The following is a 17,543-nucleotide window of genomic DNA, read 5'->3' on the forward strand; positions in this document are numbered from 1 at the left end:
GCTGCGAGCAGGAAGGGTTGGGGACGTGCTAGCGATCGTCTGCCCTGGACAGGGCTCCCAGACCCCCGGCTTCCTCGCCCCGTGGCTCGAGCTCGACGGCGTCCGGGAGCAGCTGACCGCGCTCGGTCGAGCCGCCGGCCACGACCTCGTCGCGCACGGCACCGAGTCCGACGCCGAGGCGATCAAGGACACGGCGGTCGCCCAGCCCCTCATCGTCGCGGCGGGTCTCGTGACCGCGTCGGCGCTCTTCCCCGGGCGGGACGGGCTCGACGCCACGGGCGCAGTCCTGGCCGGCCACTCGGTCGGCGAGCTGACCGCCAGCGCCTTGGCCGGCGTGCTCACCGACCAGCAGGCCATCTCCCTCGTGGCCACGCGTGGGCGCGCGATGGCCAAGGCGAGCGCCGTGGCCCCCACCGGCATGGCGGCCGTCCTGGGCGGCGACCCCGACGAGGTGCTCGCGAGCCTCGAGGCCCACGGCCTCACCCCCGCCAACGTCAACGGCGCCGGTCAGGTGGTCGCCGCCGGCACGCTCGAGCAGCTCGAGGCCCTGCGCGGGGCGCCGCCGGCCAAGGCGCGCGTCATCCCGCTCCAGGTCGCCGGCGCCTTCCACACCTCCCACATGTCCCCGGCCGTGGACGCCCTCGCGGCTGCCGCCGCGGACGTCACCCCGTCGGCGCCGCGCCTGCGCCTGCTCTCCAACGCCGACGGCGCGACGGTCTCCGACGGGCCCGATGCGGTGCAGCGCCTCGTGCGCCAGGTGAGCAACCCGGTGCGCTGGGACCTCTGCATGGAGACGATGCTCGCCCTCGGCGTCACCGGCCTGCTCGAGCTCGCCCCGGCCGGCACGCTCGTCGGCCTCGCCAAGCGGGCCATGAAGGGCGTCGAGACCCTCGCCGTCAAGACCCCCGACGACCTCGACGCCGCCCGCACCCTCGTACAGACCCACACGGCCTGATGGCACGACCCCTGACTGGCGCAGCGGCCCCGGCAGGGGCACGCTCGAGGAAGGTGCAGCACGACGGTGACCCCGTCGTAGCACTCGCCGAGCGCCACTCCCCCACCTGAACCCTCACCCTCGAGAAGGCCTCACGTGACATCCCCCAGCACCGCGCCGACGCCCAAGGGCACCGGCACCCTCGTCGACAACGGCGCCGCACGCCACTCCCGGATCATGGGCGTGGGCGCCTACCGCCCCGCGCGCGTCGTCATGAACTCCGAGATCGTCGACAAGATCGACTCGAGCGACGAGTGGATCCGCGAACGCTCCGGCATCATCAGCCGCCACTTCGCCGCCGAGGACGAGAGCGTCATCGACATGGCCGAGGCCGCGTCCCGGCAGGCACTCGAGCACGCGGGCGTGGCGCCGGAGCAGATCGGCTTCGTCCTCGTGGCCACCGTGACGCACCCGTACCAGACGCCCGCCGCTGCCCCCGAGCTCGCCTCGCGCCTCGGCTCCACGGCACCGGCGATCGACATCTCCGCCGCGTGCGCCGGCTACTGCTATGGCGTTGCCCTTGCCAGCGACATGGTCAAGGGCGGCTCGGCCGACTACGTCCTCGTCGTCGGCGTCGAGAAGCTCAGCGACTTCACCGACCCCTACGACCGCGGCAGCGCCTTCATCTTCGGCGACGGAGCCGGTGCCTGCGTCATCGGCCCCAGCGACACCCCCGGCATCGGGCCGACCGTCTGGGGCTCCGACGGCACCCAGCGCGACGCCATCACGCAGAAGCAGGCGTGGACCGACGTGCGGGAGTCGTGGCAGTCAGCGCAGGCCGACAAGAACGTGTGGCCCGCGATCGGGATGGCCGGCCAGACCGTCTTCCGCTGGGCCGTCTGGGGCATGGCTCCCGTCGCGCAGCAGGCCATCGACAAGGCCGGCATCAAGGCCGACGACCTCGACGCCTTCATCCCGCACCAGGCCAACATCCGCATCATCGACGCGATGGTCAAGCAGCTCAAGCTGCCCGCCGACATCCCGGTGGCGCGCGACATCGTGACGACAGCCAACACATCCGCGGCCTCGATCCCGATCGCCACGACCCGCATGCTCGCCGAGAAGGAGATCCCCAGTGGCGGGCTCGCGCTCCAGATCGGCTTCGGGGCCGGCCTCGTCTATGCCGCCCAGGTCGTCGTGCTGCCCTGAGCACCCCAGCCGGGCAGTTCTCGCACTCCCGCCGGTCCCGACGGGTCATTCGGGCCACGGAACGACATCGCCACACCAACCACAAGGAGTAGACAGATGGCTCAGTCCGAGCAGGAGATCCTCGAGGGTCTTGCCGAGATCGTCAACGAGGAGACCGGTCTCGACACCGCGTCCGTCGAGATGGACAAGTCCTTCACCGAGGACCTCGACATCGACTCCCTCTCGATGATGACGATCGTCGTCAACGCCGAGGAGAAGTTCGGCGTGCGCATCCCGGACAGCGAGGTCAAGAACCTCAAGACCGTCCGCGACGCCGTCACCTACATCGCCGGCGCCCAGTCCTGATCCTCCGGTCGGCGCCCGGATCCCGGGCGCCGACCGAGGGCATCGTTGCCGGCACCGCGGCACCCGCTCGATACCCCTCGCACCACCACCATCGACCCAGAGGAGCACGTCACCATGACGTCCAATCGCAACCGACGCGTCGTGGTCACCGGCCTCGGTGCCACCACGCCCCTCGGCGGCACCGCCACGGAGACGTGGGAGGCGCTGCTCGCCGGCCGGTCCGGCGCCCGCCCCATGGACTTCGACTGGGTCGCCAAGTACGAGCTCCCGGTCACGTTCGCCGCGACCATCGCCACCAGGCCCGACGAGGTCCTGACCAAGGTCGAGACCCGCCGCCTCGACCCCTCGAGCCAGTACGCCCTCATCGCCGCCCGTGAGGCGTGGGCCGACGCCGGCAAGCCCGAGGTCGACCCCGAGCGCCTCGGCGCGGCCATCGGCTCCGGCATCGGCGGCGTCTGGACCCTGCTCGACCAGTGGGACAACCTCCGCGAGAAGGGCCCCCGCCGGGTCTACCCGCTGGCCGTGCCCATGCTCATGCCCAACGGTCCCGCGGCCGCCGTCTCCCTCGACCTCGGCGCGCGCGCCGGGGCGCACACGACGGTCAGCGCCTGTGCGTCGGGCGCCGAGAGCATGGGCTACGCGATCGACATGATCCGCACCGGGCGAGCCGACGTCGTCGTCGCCGGCGGCACCGAGGCCGCCGTGCACGCGCTGCCCATCGCCGGCTTCGCCGCCATGCAGGCGCTCTCGACGCGCAACGACGAGCCGGAGAAGGCCTCGCGCCCCTACGACACCGGCCGTGACGGCTTCGTCCTCGGCGAGGGTGCCGCCGTCATCGTCCTCGAGTCCGAGGAGCACGCTCGTGCCCGTGGCGCGCGCATCTACGCCGAGCTCGCGAGCGTCGGCATGTCCGCCGACGCCCACCACATCACCGCTCCCGAGCCCAACGGCTCAGGCGCCTCCCGCGCGATGCTGCATGCCGTCGAGGGCGCCGACCTGACCCCGTCCGACATCGTGCACATCAACGCGCACGCCACCTCGACCCCGGTCGGCGACGTGGCCGAGTACAACGCGATCAAGCGTGCCTTCGGCGACCACACCGAGAACATGTCGGTCACTGCGACGAAGTCCATGACCGGGCACCTGCTCGGCGCGGCCGGCGCGCTCGAGGCGGTCATCACGATCCAGTCGATCCACAACCGGCTCGTGCCGGCGACGATCAACCTGGACGACCAGGACCCGGAGATCCCGCTCAACGTCGTCACGGGTCAGGCGCAGCAGCTGCCCGCCGGCGACATCGCGGCCCTGAACAACTCGTTCGGCTTCGGCGGCCACAACGTCGCGCTGGCCGTCCGCAGCATCTGAAGCAAGCGCCTCACACCGGCGCGTCGCCCAACGGGCACGACGAGGGCCCGGGAGCACGAACCTCCCGGGCCCTCGTCGCACGCCGCGGTCGGCGCACGGCAGACCGACGGACGAGACGTCGCGGACTCAGCCGACCTTGTGCAGCCAGCGCACGGCGGCACCGTCGCTGGCGTAACGGAACACCTCGAGCTCCTCGTCCCAGGGCACACCGAGAAGCAGGTCCAGCTCGTCCTGCAGCGCTTCGGCGTCACCCCGCGTGCGCAGGATCGCCTCGCGCAGACGGTCCTCCTGCACCACGGCGTCGCCCGACGCGGAGGTCATGGCGTGGTGGATGCCGAGACTCGGCGTGTAGGACCACCGTGACCCGTCACAGCCCGGGGACGGGTCCTCGGTGACCTCGTAGCGCAGGCCGTCCCAGCCGCGCAGGGCGCTGGCCAGCGCCGCCCCCGTCCCGGGTGCGCCGGACCAGGAGAGCTCGGTGCGCACCAACCGGGGCGCGGCCGGCTGCGGGATCCAGTCGAGAGCCACGCGCTGGTCGAGGACGGCCTCGACGGCCCACGTGATGTGTGGGCACAGCGCCGCTGGGGCCCCGTGTACGAACAGGACCCCACGTGTCGTGATGCGCGGCATCGCCACAGACATCCGAACCTCCTGAAGTTGCAGGGACGTCTTCCCCAACGCCTGCTGTTCGGAGTTCCGGTGGTCTGCTCGGTGTGCCGGTCGCGCGTGCTCGACGGCGAGCACCCGCTCATTGTGCACCATCGGACACAACGGCACCAGCAGTCCCACGGGTCAATATGCCCGAAATCCGCCATGCGCAGCCGAGCAGGGAGGTGCGCGGTGACCGCGGTGGCTCAGCCGGTGGCCGGGACGCCCGGGTGGAGGAAGACGTCGTCGCCCCGCAGCTCGACCCGGTGGGTGCGCACCGGTTTCGTCGCCGGCAGGCACATCGGCCGGCCGTCAGCCAGGCAGAAACGCGTCGCGTGCAGCGGGCACTCCACCTCGCCGGCCTCGACCCAGCCCTCGGCGAGCGACGCGTCCTCGTGCGAGCAGGTGTCGTCGAGCGCGTAGTACGTCCCGTCGTCGTCGCGGAAGAGGGAGATCGGCTCCTCGGTTCCCGTGAGCGCCATGTCGAGCACGAGCGCCTCACCGGGTTCCACGTCGTCGACCGCCGCCACCCTGATGCCGTCGCTCATGCTCTCTCCATGTCACGCTCGAGGTCGTCGGTCCTCCGCGAGCCTAGAGGGTGGGGAATGTGGTCCAGCCAGGTGGCAGGCGCCGAGGCGCGAGGCGACCAGGACGCAGGGACCGCCCCCGACGCAGCTAGACTCCGAGCCGACCTCGTCCCGCCACGGCGGATGCGGTCGCGGGGCAGTAGCTCAGCCGGTCAGAGCAGCGGACTCATAATCCGTCGGTCCAGGGTTCAAGCCCCTGCTGCCCCACCACACGTTTGCGCAGATCAGCCTGCATCGGTGGCGTGTGGCAGCCCCTCCTTCGGTTGTCTGCCGCACCGCCTTCACGATCGCTCCCGCGGCGATCGCAAGGGAGGCTGCGGTGTGGCGCAGGTCGTGGGGTTTGACGTTGACGAGGCCGGCTTCTCGCTCGGCGTTGTCAGCCGGACGCCTGCTCCAGAGGACCTGAGCGCACCGGCCCGGTGGCTGGAGTGCCCTGGTTCTCGACGACGCGGAACTCGACGATGTAGTTCGAGGGATTCGCGAAGACGTCGCGGTAGCGGGTGTCCTGGGGGATCTCGCAGCCGGCGCCGACGCCCTGGATCCACTGGTCGCCGGTGCCCAGGTCGACGACCTCGGCACCGGCGCGGGTGAGGATCCGGCTGGCGATGCTGTCGCCGTCATTCGGCGAGTTGTTCTCCCAGACGAAGCAGATGGCCGGTTCCACGTTGCGGTCCTCGAGCTCGAGCTGAGCCTGGCCTCCGTTGGTCCAGGTGGCACGGAGGTGGGTGCCGTCCGGCGCCGTGCTGAGGGCGTGGATGGCCGTCGCGGAGGCCGCCACTACGGGCGCAGCGATCAACCCGCCCGCAAGGGCGAGGAGTGGGGTGATGCGTCGTCGGTGAGTGCGCATGACGTTCCTCCTGGGTGTCGGCCGGCGCTAGGAGACCAGGACGTGGGCGGTGGCGATCCCGGCGAGGTCGTTGGTGAGCCAGTTCCGGAACTCGTAGGTGATGGTGTGGGTGCCGACCGATTGTGGGGTCAGGATGAGGTCGAACCGCTCAGCGGTGGTGGTCGTCAGCACGTTGCCGGGCACCGGAGTCGGAACTGGCAGCGGCTCGCCGTCGGTCATGTGCAGCACCGCGGCCAGGGCCGCGGGAAAGCGCACGACGTTGATGAAGTAGGCGCCGGTGACGTGCCGCAGCAGGACGCGCTGCCCGACGCGGGCCCGCACCGTGGTCTTGGGGCTGCGCAGCGACTGCGGCGCGTCGACCCCGTTGACAGTGAAGTAGCGGGGCCGGAACCGGTTGAGCCGCGTGCCCTCGGCGATCGCGTTCTTCTCCCCACTGGCATGGTTGTAGGTGCGCCAGAACGGGTCGACGTCGTAGGTCCCCCACATCGCCTCCACGTCGTACGTCGGCCCGCCCACGTAGAGCTGTCCTGGGCCCGTTGGCGGGTCGATCACGAGGAAGCCGAACATGCCCATCTGCACGTGCAGGGGCGCGTTGCGGTGGCAATGGTAGAAGAACGTCCCGGCCCGGGAGGCGCGCCACTGATAGGTGTAGTGGCTGTTGACGGTGAAGGAGGTGTCCGGCACCCCGTCGTTGAAGGTGGACGGCTCGATGCCGTGGTGGTGGATCGTGTGCACGTTGATCGCGGGCTCCAGCGTGGTGTGCACCACCTGCCCCTGCCGGACTCGGATCGGCGTGGCTGGGAACGGTTTGTCGTCCTGCGGGTCCTTGAACGACCAGTACTCCACCTCGTTGCCGTCGGCGAAGACGAGCTTGTCGTTGAAGACCTTGCGCACAAAGGCCACGTCCGAACGGACGAAACCGGGCGTCGCCGGGCTGGCCTCGGGGCGGTTGTGACCGAAGTGGACGGCCTGGGTGAGGTCGGCCGGGCGGTTCTGGTCGATGGGCGTGAGACTGCCGGACATCGAACGCCTCCTGTGCTGGTTCAGTGATACGGCGAGGGGGATGGGTTGCCGGCTGGTACGGCGTGTGCCGGCGATGGCGGCGGTCAGGTGAGGTTCATCTCCGAGACCATTCCCGAGGGGTAGTGGCCGCCGCTGGCGGTCTCCGCCATCTCGATGTGGTCGTGCACGACGTACTTCTGCCCCCGGTTGACCATGGGGAGTGAGTCGGGCGGCGCCTCAAGGGGGACCAGGACGTCGACGGCCGAGGCCGGGGGAACGCGCACGGTGTCCTTGAAGGCACCGATCAGCCACGGGGTGTCCGGGTGCGACAGCACCCAGAAGTGGTTGCCGTGCAGGTGGACCGACCGGGGCGCCCGTCCGGTGTTGATCATCCGGACCAGGGTTGAGTCTCCGGGCTGGCCGAGGCCACCGGCTCGCCCGGTGATGTTGGTGAACGGGTCTTCCACCGCGAGCATGCCGCTCAAGCCGTTAATGAGGAAGTACTCCGGCTCCGGGTCGCTGGGCAGGCTGACCCGCCCACCGGCGAGGTCGTATGCCGTGGTCGGATTCAGCTCGCTGAACAGCCACGTCCGCTCCTGCACGACGAGCGCCGGCAGGGCGGGTGGTGCCCCCACCCCGAAGAGCGGTTGACGGCGGGCTCGTGTCCGGACACCTGGGAAGAGCGCGTCGACGGAGGTGCGTGCGGCGGTGCGCGGGAGGACGACCAGCGGCCCGGTGGCACCGAGCGCCTGACCGGTGGCGACGCTGCCGTTGACCGTGCCGACGTAATGGTGGGTGCCAGGACTCGACGGTGCCGTGAAGGTCACCATCCGGGTGTCGCCGACGGCTATCGGTGCAGTGGCCACTCCCGCGAACCCGGGCGCCGCCGGCACCGCGAAGCCCGTCGGCAGCGTCGACTTGTTCGTGATCGTCAGGTTGATCGTGTCGCCGGTCTGCACCTCCAGCTGCCCGCTCGGCAGCTCGAGCCGATCAGCGGTGCTGCCGAACCCGACGAACGGCACGACCAGCCCGTCGATCATCGTCCGGCTGCCGTTGAGGACGAACAGGCCGGCGTTGACCACGTCCGCCGCCGCTCGCACCGCGGACCCCAAGACGAACGAACCACCTGCCCCCAAGGCGACCGCACCCAGCGCGGCGTTCAGGACCGTTCTGCGAGACGTCGCTGCCTTTGCCTTCTCCATGCCTGACCCCCTTGACCATTCCATGGTCGGCGCCTGGACGACGTGATTCGACCACCACGTTGGGGAGTAGCGGACCCGAAGATTGGGGGTGAGCAGTCATCCCACTTCGTCGACGCCGGTCTCTCTCACCTGCTAGTCATCGCCGACCCGGCGGCGGCTCGGGTGAGGTTGAACGCGATGACAGCCACACGAGCCAGGCCGCGTTCGCGGTGAACTTCCCGGACGGCAGGTGCGCCAGGGCTGCCGCCTCAGCTGCGGACGAGTGGGCTCGTGCGCTGACATCGGGGGAAAGATTGCGATTCCCACGCATGGCGGGAGCCGAAGACTCAAGATGAGTACCGGGTCTCCGGCGGGGGTCGAGGCCTTGGGTGACGCAGTCGGGGGGGCCGATGGGGACTGTCATGCTGGTGCGCTGGGCCCGTGCCGGCGTGCTGTCATCCATCGTCCTGGCCGCCACGACTGCAGCCCACGGCGCGGCCGGCGGCGACGCGCCGAAGGTGTCGATGCTGCTGCCGGTGGGCGCCATGCTCACCGTGGCCGCAGCATCTCTCCTGGGACAGGTCCCTTCTGCACGAAGGATCGCCGCACTCCTGCTGAGTGGCCAAGCGGCGCTACATGCCGTGCTCGAGCTGATCAGCGGCCCCGCCTCCAGCGCCGGCATGCCGGGGCACGCCCAAACTCGCTCGGGCACTGAACTGGTCCAGATGGTCTGGACCAGCCCACATCCAGGGATGCTCGCGGCCCACGTCGTGGCGGCCCTTGTCATCGGTGTGTGGCTGACGTCGGGTGAGCGAGCCGCATGGGCTTTGGCTGCGATGGCAACAGGCTCGCCCAGAACCGCGTGGTCGAAAGTGCGAGACGCGCTCTGCGAGCGGACAGCTCGAGCCGTCCTTCTCGGGAGATCGAGGGCGGCCTGCAGATGGGGAGGACAGCTCGCACCAGAACTGCTCGAGGCGATCGGTGCGGTGGTGTCTCGACGGGGCCCGCCGGCGCTGGGTGTCGCCTGACCCCGTCGATCCTCACGCCTGTCGCGAGGAGGCTACGGCGTTCATCGAATGGCACCACCCACCACTTCCAGCACTTTCGTCAGAATCGAGTCTTCTCATGTCTCAGAGTTCGCGCACGGCCGTGCGCCCCATTCTCCGCCGCACCCTGACTGGGTTGGGGATCGCCATCGCTGTCCCGCTCGTCCTGCCCGCCATCGCCTCGGCCCACGTCACGATTCAGCCCGGGACCGCCGAAGGAGGCGGCTTCTCGGTCATCGCGGTTCGAGTCCCCAACGAGCGCGACGACGCCAGCACGACCCAGTTGCGCCTGACCCTCCCGGCCGAGCAACCGATCGGCTCCGTACAGACCACAGACATGCCCGGCTGGAAGGTCAGCACCTCCACCAGAAAGCTTCCCCAGCCCGTTGACGTCGATGGCACCAAGATCGACACGGTGGTCGCCCAGGTCACGTGGACGTCCACGGGCAACGCCGGTATACGGCCAGGCCAGTACAAGGACTTCAACCTCAGCCTGGGGCCGCTGCCCGCGTCTGGTGACCTCGTGTTCCGAGCCGTGCAGACCTACTCCGACGGTGCGCAAGTGAACTGGAACGAGGTCTCGGCCGACAAGTCCGTCGAACCGGAGCACCCGGCGCCGACTTTGGCCATCACGCCGGCAGCTGCGGAACCAGTCGCCAGCCCGAGCGCGTCAGCACCCGCGGCGGGGAGCGTCACGACCAACACGGCAGGTGCCGAGGCGCCGGCGTCCGCGGCGGGAACGGCGCAGGTGACCACGTCACGTTCCGGGCCGGCCGTCGCTCTCTCGACTGCGGCGTTGGTGTTCTCGCTACTCGCGGTGGCCTTGGCCTGGCGACGCGGCCGCTCAACGCGCACGGCAGTCCCGATCTCCGCGGCGCGAGCCGAGCAGGACTCCCACGCCTGACGAAGCGGTGAGGTGCCGTCGAGACGGATCCACACCGCGGCCATTACCCCGCATCGAGCAAGGAGGATCCCATGTCGTGGCCTCGACGGATCACGCGCCTCTGGCTCCTCGCCGTCGTGCTGGCAGTCTCTGGCGTCGGCCTCGCAGCGCCGGCCTGGGCGCACGCAGAACTGGTCAAGAGCAGTCCCGCCGACGGCGCGCGGCTCGAGACCGGGCCGGCCCAGGTCGAGCTGACGTTCACCGAGTCCGTCAACCTGGTCGACCAGGGTCTGCGCCTGCTCGACAGCAGCGGATCCACCGTCGCCACCCCTCAGCCCGTCGTATCGGGACACACCGTCACGTGGCCGATGCCGGCGACACTGGCCAAGGGCGCGTACGTCGCCACGTGGCGGGTGGTGTCCTCGGATGGGCACCCGGTGAACGGCGCGTTCTCCTTCGGCATAGGCACGGCCGCCAGCCCCGTCGCGAGCGCCACGGGCGCTTCCGCGGCGTCGACGGCTCCGCTTGCCGTGACCGCGACGCGACTCGCTGGCTACCTCGCCCTCGCGGCGTTCGCCGGCGTGGCCGCATTCGTGCTCTGGTGCGCCCCCAGCACCCGGTTTGATCCGGCGTTGCAGCGGCTGTCACGCTTCGGACTCATCGGCGGTGGCGTCGCAACCGTGGCGAGTCTGCTCGTACAAGGGCCCTACAGCGCCGGGGTTCCGATGGCCCAGCTCTTGGACTTCCAACTGCTGCAGGGCACGTTGGCGACGACATTCGGTCTAGCGATGGTCTGGCGGCTCGCCCTGTACGCGGGCCTTGCCGCACTGGCATGGCAGCTGCCGCGGATCACCACCACTCCACGGCGTTGGCTGGTGCCGGCCGTCGTTGTCGGGGTCGCGGTCACGGTCGCCGCATCGGGGCACGGTTCAGCCTCCGGCTCGGCAGTCGATGTCGCCGTCGTGACGCTTCACGCCCTCACGGCGGCTGTCTGGGTTGGAGGACTGGCCGCCCTGGCGTTCGTCGGGCGATCCGTCGAGCGCCGGGCGCTGGTGGAGTTCTCACGCGTCGCCATGGTCTGCGTGCTCTGCCTGGTGGCCACCGGCGTCGTCAACTCCGTTCGGCACGTGCATGCGTTGGAGCAGCTCTTCCTGACGCGGTACGGCCTGCTGCTGCTTGGCAAGCTCCTGTTGGTCGCTGCCGCGCTCGCTGCTGCTGCCCTGTCGCGAAGGGACGTGGGAAGACGGCGAACGCCTCTGGTCTCGGTGCGTGCCGAGGTCGGGTTGACCGTGGCGGCGCTGGGCATGACCGCCCTTTTGAGCATGACCACCCCACCCCCCTCCGTGGCCGCCGCCAGCAGTCCGCAAGCTGTCGGCACGACTCCGGTCGACGCGAACCGACAGATCCAGATCCCGCTGGGCAACGGACGTTCCGCAGTGCTCGCTGTCCTGCCGGCGACCACCCGTGGGAGCACGCTTCGGGTGCTCGTCACTAACAGCGGCGGTCCCCCCATGAGCATCGCCCGCGTCAGCCTCAAGCTCAGCAACCCCGCCCGAGGCGTCGGAGCGATCTCAGTGCGCCTGGCCGAGCGAGCCGGGATGTGGGAGGGGCGCTACCGATTCCCGCTGAGCGGGACCTGGCGTGCGACCTTGACGGTCGAGGACCGCAGCCTGGACGCCGTCGTGTCCGCCGGAGAGGTCGTCATCGTCAACTGAGACAGCACGATGTGGCGGGACGGGCAGCACCTGCTGGCCCTCGTTCTGAGCGTAGTACGCCCCTTCGAACACGGCCGGTGGGGACATCGCCGCGGTATGCGTCGAGGCGGCGGTGGTTGAACCAGTCGACCCACAGGGCTGCGGAGGAGCTCATCGCGGCTCGGTCGGCGTACGCAGCCCTGCAGGAGCGGCAGGTCATCGAGGACCGGGTTCACGGCTCCGTCCTCCAGGAGCTGTTTGCCGCAGCGTTGCTCCTGGACGCAGCCGCGGGCGTCGGGGGCGACGTGCTGGCTCGCCTCGAGGAGGCCAACACGTACGTGCGGGTGGCCCTGAGCGTGATTGGCTCAGCTCTCCTGGCTCACCATGCGGGCCTCCGACTCGGGCCCCGCATCGACGGGTGCGATGTCCTCCCGTCGAGACCGACTCTTCCGCTCAAAGCACCGCTGCGCACTGACGATTGAAGAATCGTGTATGTGGTCTAGTGAGCCACGACGAAGCTGCGAAGCGCGGCTCGCCGCCTGCGCAGGCTGCCGATCACCAGGCGTTGGCGTCGGAGCAGCAGGCGCCGCTCCGGGTTTGTGACGAGGCGGCCGCCCAACGGCACCAGCAGGGGCAGGTGGCGCAGACGGTCCTCGGTGGCGCTCAACGCGCCGATGAGCTCTCGGATGCTCATTGAGGACAGCTGCTTCCTCGACTCCTCGACGGGTGCGGACAGGTTCGGCGCATACGTCATGCGGTGCCTCCAGTGCCATAACGGTCACAGCCGGCGCACGTCCTGAACCAGAGGCCTGTTGCCCGACCGGGGCGACCTCCGGGGCGCTGGCTCGTGACCGCGAAACTACGGCGTCGGGACCAGGCGGCACAGGGACCTAGGTCCCGAACCGGGCACGCGATTCACGGGACGCATGACGACAGCCCTGATCGGGGTGAGCGCCTCACGGTCCATCGAGCACCGCCCGGCGACCAGGAGCGGGTCGAGGCGACGGGTGGCCACCGCAACTGGCTCGGACGATGAGCTCGGTGTCGAACACGACGCGCTGAGGGCTTGGCCTGGTCCCGGCGATCAGGGCTTGGAGCGTCCGCATCGCTGCCACGCCGACATCGTGAGCCGGGACGGAGATCATCGTGAGGGGAGGATCGACGAGCGCCGCGGCGGGCAGATCCGGGTAGCCGATGACGGCGAGTTCTCCCGGAACCTCCAGCCCCCTTCCCCGGGCTTCCTGCACGACGCCCAGCGTGAGTTCATCGCCTGTGGCGAAGACGGCGGAGCACGGAGCGGGGCCGTCGAGGAGGCGAGCTATCCCCTTTCGACCCGCCTCCAGGGTGAACTCCTCCATTTCGGCAACGAGCGGATGGCCGCCGGCCTCTGACAGCGCCCGCAGGTAACCCCGGTGGATCTCACTCACGTTCGGCCACGACAGCGGCGCGGTGACGAGGCCGATCCGTTCGTGCCCGTGTTCCACGAGGTGACGCGTCGCCAGGTAGCCGGCCCGGTCCCCGTTGAGGACAACGGAAAAGCCCTTCCGGTCAGGCTGGTCGACATAAACGATCGGCGGCATGGGGCTGCGGCGGCGGCTTCGGTCCCGTCCCGTCTCGTCTTCGACGCCTCCGGCCGATACCGCGATGATCCCGTCCACCCCTCGCGCCACCAGCCGGCGAATGGTCGCCGTGGCCAGAGCCGGTGAGTCCTGAGTGTCGGCGAGCAAGACGAGCGTTCCTCGTTCGGCTGCGACGTCTTCGACACCACGCAGGAGGGACAAGTAGAACGGGTCCAAAGCGGCGATCAGCACGGCGATGGTGTTCGAGACCAGCCGGGGTGCGCCATGGGCAAGCCGGTCAGCGCTCGCCGGAAGGACGACGGTCCCGACCCCGTGGCGCGTCTGAACCAACCCGTCCGTCTGGAGACGCGCGTATGCCGCCCGCACGGTGTTGACGTTCGTTCCCAGCCGATCGGCTAGCGCGCGGACAGAGGGAAGTTGGGCTCCCGGCTCGAGCTCACCGCGCGGTCCCGACGTCCTCCCGACGCGCCGCAACCCTTTCGGATGCTGGCGAGGGGCCCCGGTCGCGCGCGGCGTGGCGGTCCATGAACTCGACCTCACAAATAGGCCCTCATCACCAAGGAGGATCATCATGAAGCGCCTCATCGCCTCGGTTCTTGCCGGCACCGCAGTCGGCGTCTCGGCCGTCGCGCAATCACCTCCGGCGGCCGCTGAGGTCGCCCGGCATGCCGGGCACCGCAGCGCTGATGTCACGTTCACCAAGTGGGTGACCAGCCAACCCGCCGGACCGTCAACGCTGGCCGGGGCTTCCATGACCGGGCGGGTCGGTGGCGATGTCGGACGCGGCGCCTTCGTGGGGGCGATCACGCGGGACGACACCACATCGAAGCCGGGCTTCTGGCTCGCCCAAGCGCTCTACGGAGCCAACGGGACCAAGCACTCCTTCGTCGCCTACAACTTCATCACGGAGAACGACACGACGAAGCCAGTCACCGCAACGATCAGCGGCATCGTCATCGGGGGGTGGATGACCGGCGCGCGCGTGAGAGGGCAATACACGCAGCGAGACCCGTGCCCGGTCCCGACACCGGGCAACGTGTTCGGCCGAGTCTGCTTCCAGGGGACACTTCATCTCCGGCTGGCCCATGACACGCCCGAGGACTGAGCCGGCTCTTGTCCCGGCGGCCGGATCAGCACCGCGCTCCCCCGCTCGGACCAGCCCCTTCCCTCCATACCTGCGCGGCGCCTCCGGACGACCTGAACGTTCGAGGGTGGTGGCCGCGGCTTCGGATACAGATCGTGGCGATCGTCGTGCCCCTGCTTCTGGCCTTCACTCCTTCTGTATCCCAGGTCCTGAATCCGGATGGAGCCGATTTCACCGCCGAGACCGAACTCCGCTGGCTCGCCGCCTTGATCGCCTCATCAGGCTGGTTGCCGTGGCCGATTGGGCCTAGAGGAGCAGGCCTACCGCATCGGGGTCCCCGTGGAGTGGCACGAGGGTCAGGTCCTCGACGTCGATGAACTGGCCCGGCATCCCGACTACCGCGGCCCGCACATCATCGAGGTGGGACAACGGATCGCCGACCACGGCACTTTGACCGCCCGGGTGGTCGGCCACGCCGTCGCCACGGGCCACGAAGACCCCGACGACCTGAAGAAGGTATGGCACCACATCGCGCGGTTCGGCCAGCCGTTGCGCCAGTGACTCACCTCGGGACGAGCCCCGCGACGGGTCGCGGAGTATCCGCTGATGCGGACACGGCACAGAGGGGAGCCAGATCCGGGCGCTGACGGCGCCGGCCTAGCCCCTCCCCGCCCACCCGGCGCCGGGTGCCGCGTCGGTCAGCATGGCCAGGGCGATCGCTTCCACGATCATCAGGCCGTCCTGGACCACTTCCCACTGCTTGCTGATCGTCCCGTCGTTCTCGAGAACGGCGGCGATCACCGCCGCGACGTCGGCTCGCGGGATGTCACCCTCCGGGACGTCTCGCCCGATGAGGACCCGGAGCCGGCCCGGGTCGTCGGTCAGCCACCCGGGCCGCAGGATCGTCCAGTCGAGGCCGCTGGCCCGCAGCGCCGCGTCGGCCTCGCGCTTCGCCTCGATGTAGGCGCGCCACACCGGTGACGCATCCGCGGGAACCGGGTCGTCGACGGCAATCGCCGAGACCTGCACGAAGCGTCGAATACGAGCGCGCTTGGCCCCGTCGATGGACTTCAGCGAACCCTCGAAATCGACCGTGCGCTTGCGCTCGACCTTGCCGTCGGGGCCGGCTCCAGCGGCGAACACCACGGCCTGGCACCCGCCGAAGGCGCGCGCGAAGTCCTCCGCCGTCGACTTCTCGATGTCGAGCAGGCGGACCTCGGCGCCCAGGTCCTCGAGCTGCGGGCGGTGGGCCTCGTTTCGGACGAGCGCGACCGGCGTGTGGCCGGCCCGAACCAGCAGGGGATGGAGGTGGCGGGCGACTTTCCCGTGGCCCCCGACGACAGCGACTCTGGCCATTCATCCACCGTACGTGTCGCGGGCCTCCGGAAGAACCCGTGAATAGGGGGATGTTCCAGGCCCCACGCACCGGAGGGCCAGGTCAGGGGCTCCTCAAAGGAGCACGACCCCGCAGCGCAACCACGGGGCTCGGCTATCGCGTCGTGTCCCCACCTGCCTGAGGTAGCTCGCGCTACAGCAGGAGGTCGAAGATCCGGATGGCGCGGTCCCAGTGCTCGGTCTGCGGGTTCTTCAGGGCCGGCTCGAGGATCGGGAACGTCCGCGCGAGGGCGACGCCAAGCCCGCCCGCGACCAACGGGAGCTTCGCCTGGGCCTCGTCGCTGTAGGTCACATCAAGCGGCGGCCGCCGGGTGATCTGCTCGAGGATCGCCTCCAGCGACACCTCCTGATCGATCGCCTTGAAGGCGTGGATCGACTCCTGAAGGCCCTTGGTGATCGGCAGGTCCTGCGGCTCGATGATGTCGCGGCCGTTCGCCTTCGCGTTCGCCTGCCCGCGCAGCAGCAGGTCGTAGATCTTGTCGTTCACGAAGTCGTTGAAGCGGCGCAAGTCGTCCTTGTCCACGTCGAGACCAGCAGCCGCACGGAAGAAACGTTCGAAGCGGGCGACGCCGAAGAGCTCCATCGTCGGTCCTCCTGTGGTCTCGACCGCCCCAGCCTAGCGCCCGCGGCACACGGGACATCCCGGATACGCATATGTCAGACCCGCCGGGCGACCGGGGAACCGGGGTGGTTCAGGGCGCCCGGGGAACCGTTCATGCGCCGGTTTTGCCGTCAATCCCCTCGCGAAGCAGATCGACATGCCCACAGTGTTGCGCGTACTCGGTGATCATCCGCAGAACCAGCCAGCGCAGGTCGACGTCCTCGTACCAGTCCAACGGCCGCGCCGTGTCATCGAGGTCGTGGGCGGCGACGATCCCGCGGGACACCGCGCACTCCGCTCGCCACGTGCGCAGGTCTGCTCCGAAGTCCGCGTCCGCCGGCGGGTTGAAGTCGAGATCCGGGTTGTCTTCGGTGAAGAAGAGGAACGGCACGTCGCGCCGTTCGAAATTCTGCTGGAACCACCATCGCTCGACGCCGGCGAGGTGTCGCACCATCCCGTGTAACGACATCGTCGACGGCGGCATCGAAGGAGTACGGGCCTGCTCGGCGCTGAGGCCTCGGCACTTCATCTCCACCGTCGCCCGGTAGTACTCGAGGTAGGCCGTGAGCGCCGCCCGCTCTCCGGCCACCCGAGGGATCCGTGGGCGGTCGTCATCGGACCACTCCGGCGCAAAGGCGCCGTCGGTCAGGCCGGACTCCGAATGGCTCTCACCCCGTGGGGCGTGGTCAACCATGCCCAGCACACTGCCACGCAAAGGTTTCTCTCTCGTGGAAGATCCGTCCCCCGATGTGTTGCGCAAACACGCTCCGAGCGGCGGATGCGCGCGCTCTACCCGTGGAAGGGCTCCGGGAGCTCGTCCGGGAAGCCGTATGCCGGTCTCCTCACGCAGCTCGCGGCACGCAGCCTCACAGGCACTCTCGTCGTTCTCGATCCCGCGGCCGATCGTGAACCAGTGCGCACGGCCGGCTTGATCTTCCCCTCGAAGCAAGAGCACTCGTCCGTCCGCGGCACCAGGTGCCCGGCGGAGTTGCCGATGGCGCCCGCGACCGCGACCTGGCCGAGCGCGTGTTTCTCCGCGCTATCGGTCGCCTGAGACCTGCCGCGGTCTTGAGTGAAACGAAGGTCGCCGAACATCGCTCCCAAGAGCGGCTGCCACGCCTGGTCGCGCGGCTCTCACAGGG

The 17,543-nt window shown here is 69.7% G+C and carries 19 protein-coding genes, 1 tRNA gene and 1 pseudogene; 10 read left to right on the plus strand and 11 right to left on the minus strand.

Annotated elements, in window-relative coordinates:
• The first annotated feature begins 25 nt into the window (after positions 1 to 25).
• The 4 genes from LQK93_RS00790 (at position 26) to fabF (ending at position 3,853) form a co-directional block, all read left to right on the plus strand.
• Entirely contained in the window at positions 26 to 955 is a 930-nt protein-coding gene (locus tag LQK93_RS00790; RefSeq protein ID WP_374969686.1) for an ACP S-malonyltransferase, read from the plus strand.
• A gap of 135 nt (positions 956 to 1,090) precedes the next feature.
• The gene (locus LQK93_RS00795) at positions 1,091 to 2,143 is read left to right on the plus strand and encodes a beta-ketoacyl-ACP synthase III (RefSeq protein ID WP_374969687.1); all 1,053 of its coding nucleotides are present in this window, start codon (positions 1,091 to 1,093) and stop codon (positions 2,141 to 2,143) included.
• A gap of 96 nt (positions 2,144 to 2,239) precedes the next feature.
• On the plus strand, positions 2,240 to 2,488 hold the full coding sequence (locus LQK93_RS00800) for an acyl carrier protein (RefSeq protein ID WP_142183856.1): 249 nt from the start codon (positions 2,240 to 2,242) through the stop codon (positions 2,486 to 2,488).
• A gap of 114 nt (positions 2,489 to 2,602) precedes the next feature.
• On the plus strand, positions 2,603 to 3,853 hold the full coding sequence (gene fabF, locus LQK93_RS00805) for a beta-ketoacyl-ACP synthase II (protein ID WP_374969688.1): 1,251 nt from the start codon (positions 2,603 to 2,605) through the stop codon (positions 3,851 to 3,853).
• A 126-nt stretch (positions 3,854 to 3,979) separates the two neighbouring features.
• Here the strand turns inward: fabF and LQK93_RS00810 are convergent, their stop codons facing one another.
• Together LQK93_RS00810 and LQK93_RS00815 are read right to left on the minus strand one after the other, a co-directional pair.
• Positions 3,980 to 4,495: a DUF3145 domain-containing protein gene (locus LQK93_RS00810; RefSeq protein WP_374969689.1), complete on the minus strand. Its 516-nt coding sequence runs from the start codon at positions 4,493 to 4,495 to the stop codon at positions 3,980 to 3,982.
• A 212-nt stretch (positions 4,496 to 4,707) separates the two neighbouring features.
• A complete protein-coding gene (locus LQK93_RS00815; protein WP_374969690.1) occupies positions 4,708 to 5,049 on the minus strand; it encodes a bifunctional 3-phenylpropionate/cinnamic acid dioxygenase ferredoxin subunit in 342 nt (113 codons plus the stop codon).
• A 172-nt stretch (positions 5,050 to 5,221) separates the two neighbouring features.
• Between LQK93_RS00815 and LQK93_RS00820 the strand changes: the two genes are divergently transcribed.
• Positions 5,222 to 5,298, plus strand: a tRNA-Ile gene (locus LQK93_RS00820).
• Between the two features lie 166 nt (positions 5,299 to 5,464).
• On the opposite strand, the gene LQK93_RS00825 is transcribed toward LQK93_RS00820, so the two are convergent.
• The 3 genes from LQK93_RS00825 to LQK93_RS00835 form a co-directional block, all read right to left on the minus strand.
• Entirely contained in the window at positions 5,465 to 5,935 is a 471-nt protein-coding gene (locus tag LQK93_RS00825) for a hypothetical protein (protein WP_374969691.1), read from the minus strand.
• 27 nt (positions 5,936 to 5,962) lie between these two features.
• The gene (locus tag LQK93_RS00830; protein ID WP_374969692.1) at positions 5,963 to 6,958 is read right to left on the minus strand and encodes a multicopper oxidase domain-containing protein; all 996 of its coding nucleotides are present in this window, start codon (positions 6,956 to 6,958) and stop codon (positions 5,963 to 5,965) included.
• Between the two features lie 83 nt (positions 6,959 to 7,041).
• Positions 7,042 to 8,037, minus strand: a complete 996-nt coding sequence (locus tag LQK93_RS00835; protein WP_374969693.1) for a multicopper oxidase domain-containing protein — start codon at positions 8,035 to 8,037, stop codon at positions 7,042 to 7,044.
• A gap of 503 nt (positions 8,038 to 8,540) precedes the next feature.
• On the opposite strand from LQK93_RS00835, the gene LQK93_RS00840 reads away from it, so the two are divergent.
• The 3 genes from LQK93_RS00840 to LQK93_RS00850 all read left to right on the plus strand — a co-directional run bounded on the left by LQK93_RS00840 (position 8,541) and on the right by LQK93_RS00850 (position 11,762).
• Positions 8,541 to 9,146, plus strand: coding sequence for a hypothetical protein (locus LQK93_RS00840; protein WP_374969694.1), 606 nt, complete (start codon positions 8,541 to 8,543; stop codon positions 9,144 to 9,146).
• A gap of 154 nt (positions 9,147 to 9,300) precedes the next feature.
• Positions 9,301 to 10,068: a YcnI family protein gene (locus LQK93_RS00845; RefSeq protein WP_374969695.1), complete on the plus strand. Its 768-nt coding sequence runs from the start codon at positions 9,301 to 9,303 to the stop codon at positions 10,066 to 10,068.
• A 71-nt stretch (positions 10,069 to 10,139) separates the two neighbouring features.
• Positions 10,140 to 11,762 carry a copper resistance CopC/CopD family protein gene (locus tag LQK93_RS00850; RefSeq protein ID WP_374969696.1) on the plus strand — a complete coding sequence of 541 codons (1,623 nt, stop codon included), beginning with the start codon at positions 10,140 to 10,142 and terminating at the stop codon, positions 11,760 to 11,762.
• 478 nt (positions 11,763 to 12,240) lie between these two features.
• Here LQK93_RS00850 and LQK93_RS00855 read toward each other — a convergent pair whose 3' ends face one another.
• Positions 12,241 to 12,495 (minus strand): hypothetical protein, encoded by a 255-nt coding sequence (locus LQK93_RS00855; protein WP_374969697.1) that lies wholly within the window; start codon positions 12,493 to 12,495, stop codon positions 12,241 to 12,243.
• Positions 12,496 to 12,697: 202 nt separating this feature from the next.
• Entirely contained in the window at positions 12,698 to 13,894 is a 1,197-nt protein-coding gene (locus tag LQK93_RS00860) for a substrate-binding domain-containing protein (RefSeq protein WP_374969698.1), read from the minus strand.
• Between LQK93_RS00860 and LQK93_RS00865 the strand changes: the two genes are divergently transcribed.
• The gene (locus tag LQK93_RS00865; protein WP_374969699.1) at positions 13,893 to 14,426 is read left to right on the plus strand and encodes a hypothetical protein; all 534 of its coding nucleotides are present in this window, start codon (positions 13,893 to 13,895) and stop codon (positions 14,424 to 14,426) included. The two genes, LQK93_RS00860 and LQK93_RS00865, sit on opposite strands and share 2 nt — an antisense overlap.
• 279 nt (positions 14,427 to 14,705) lie before the next feature.
• Positions 14,706 to 14,966 carry a DUF3626 domain-containing protein gene (locus LQK93_RS00870; RefSeq protein WP_374969700.1) on the plus strand — a complete coding sequence of 87 codons (261 nt, stop codon included), beginning with the start codon at positions 14,706 to 14,708 and terminating at the stop codon, positions 14,964 to 14,966.
• Between the two features lie 96 nt (positions 14,967 to 15,062).
• Here the strand turns inward: LQK93_RS00870 and LQK93_RS00875 are convergent, their stop codons facing one another.
• The 4 genes and pseudogenes from LQK93_RS00875 to LQK93_RS00890 all read right to left on the minus strand — a co-directional run.
• Positions 15,063 to 15,761 (minus strand): SDR family oxidoreductase, encoded by a 699-nt coding sequence (locus LQK93_RS00875; protein ID WP_374969701.1) that lies wholly within the window; start codon positions 15,759 to 15,761, stop codon positions 15,063 to 15,065.
• Between the two features lie 172 nt (positions 15,762 to 15,933).
• On the minus strand, positions 15,934 to 16,383 hold the full coding sequence (locus LQK93_RS00880; RefSeq protein ID WP_374969702.1) for a DUF1931 family protein: 450 nt from the start codon (positions 16,381 to 16,383) through the stop codon (positions 15,934 to 15,936).
• Positions 16,384 to 16,513: 130 nt separating this feature from the next.
• Positions 16,514 to 17,095: a DinB family protein gene (locus tag LQK93_RS00885; RefSeq protein WP_374971423.1), complete on the minus strand. Its 582-nt coding sequence runs from the start codon at positions 17,093 to 17,095 to the stop codon at positions 16,514 to 16,516.
• A 141-nt stretch (positions 17,096 to 17,236) separates the two neighbouring features.
• Positions 17,237 to 17,356 (minus strand): annotated as a pseudogene (locus tag LQK93_RS00890) (NUDIX domain-containing protein); the annotation flags it as partial.
• Between the last annotated feature and the right edge of the window lie 187 nt (positions 17,357 to 17,543).

The sequence above is a fragment of the Terrabacter sp. BE26 genome (assembly GCF_041941675.1).
In the GTDB taxonomy this organism is placed as follows: domain Bacteria; phylum Actinomycetota; class Actinomycetes; order Actinomycetales; family Dermatophilaceae; genus Terrabacter.

Coding starts and splice junctions, on each gene's coding strand:
- LQK93_RS00800 (WP_142183856.1), top strand. CDS start 2,240: ATGGCTCAGTCCGAGCAGGAGATCCTCGAGGGTCTTGCCGAGATCGTC.
- fabF (WP_374969688.1), top strand. CDS start 2,603: ATGACGTCCAATCGCAACCGACGCGTCGTGGTCACCGGCCTCGGTGCC.
- LQK93_RS00810 (WP_374969689.1), bottom strand. CDS start 4,495: ATGTCTGTGGCGATGCCGCGCATCACGACACGTGGGGTCCTGTTCGTA.
- LQK93_RS00815 (WP_374969690.1), bottom strand. CDS start 5,049: ATGAGCGACGGCATCAGGGTGGCGGCGGTCGACGACGTGGAACCCGGT.
- LQK93_RS00825 (WP_374969691.1), bottom strand. CDS start 5,935: ATGCGCACTCACCGACGACGCATCACCCCACTCCTCGCCCTTGCGGGC.
- LQK93_RS00830 (WP_374969692.1), bottom strand. CDS start 6,958: ATGTCCGGCAGTCTCACGCCCATCGACCAGAACCGCCCGGCCGACCTC.
- LQK93_RS00840 (WP_374969694.1), top strand. CDS start 8,541: ATGCTGGTGCGCTGGGCCCGTGCCGGCGTGCTGTCATCCATCGTCCTG.
- LQK93_RS00850 (WP_374969696.1), top strand. CDS start 10,140: ATGTCGTGGCCTCGACGGATCACGCGCCTCTGGCTCCTCGCCGTCGTG.
- LQK93_RS00855 (WP_374969697.1), bottom strand. CDS start 12,495: ATGACGTATGCGCCGAACCTGTCCGCACCCGTCGAGGAGTCGAGGAAG.
- LQK93_RS00865 (WP_374969699.1), top strand. CDS start 13,893: ATGAAGCGCCTCATCGCCTCGGTTCTTGCCGGCACCGCAGTCGGCGTC.
- LQK93_RS00860 (WP_374969698.1), bottom strand. CDS start 13,894: ATGATGATCCTCCTTGGTGATGAGGGCCTATTTGTGAGGTCGAGTTCA.
- LQK93_RS00875 (WP_374969701.1), bottom strand. CDS start 15,761: ATGGCCAGAGTCGCTGTCGTCGGGGGCCACGGGAAAGTCGCCCGCCAC.
- LQK93_RS00880 (WP_374969702.1), bottom strand. CDS start 16,383: ATGGAGCTCTTCGGCGTCGCCCGCTTCGAACGTTTCTTCCGTGCGGCT.
- LQK93_RS00885 (WP_374971423.1), bottom strand. CDS start 17,095: ATGGTTGACCACGCCCCACGGGGTGAGAGCCATTCGGAGTCCGGCCTG.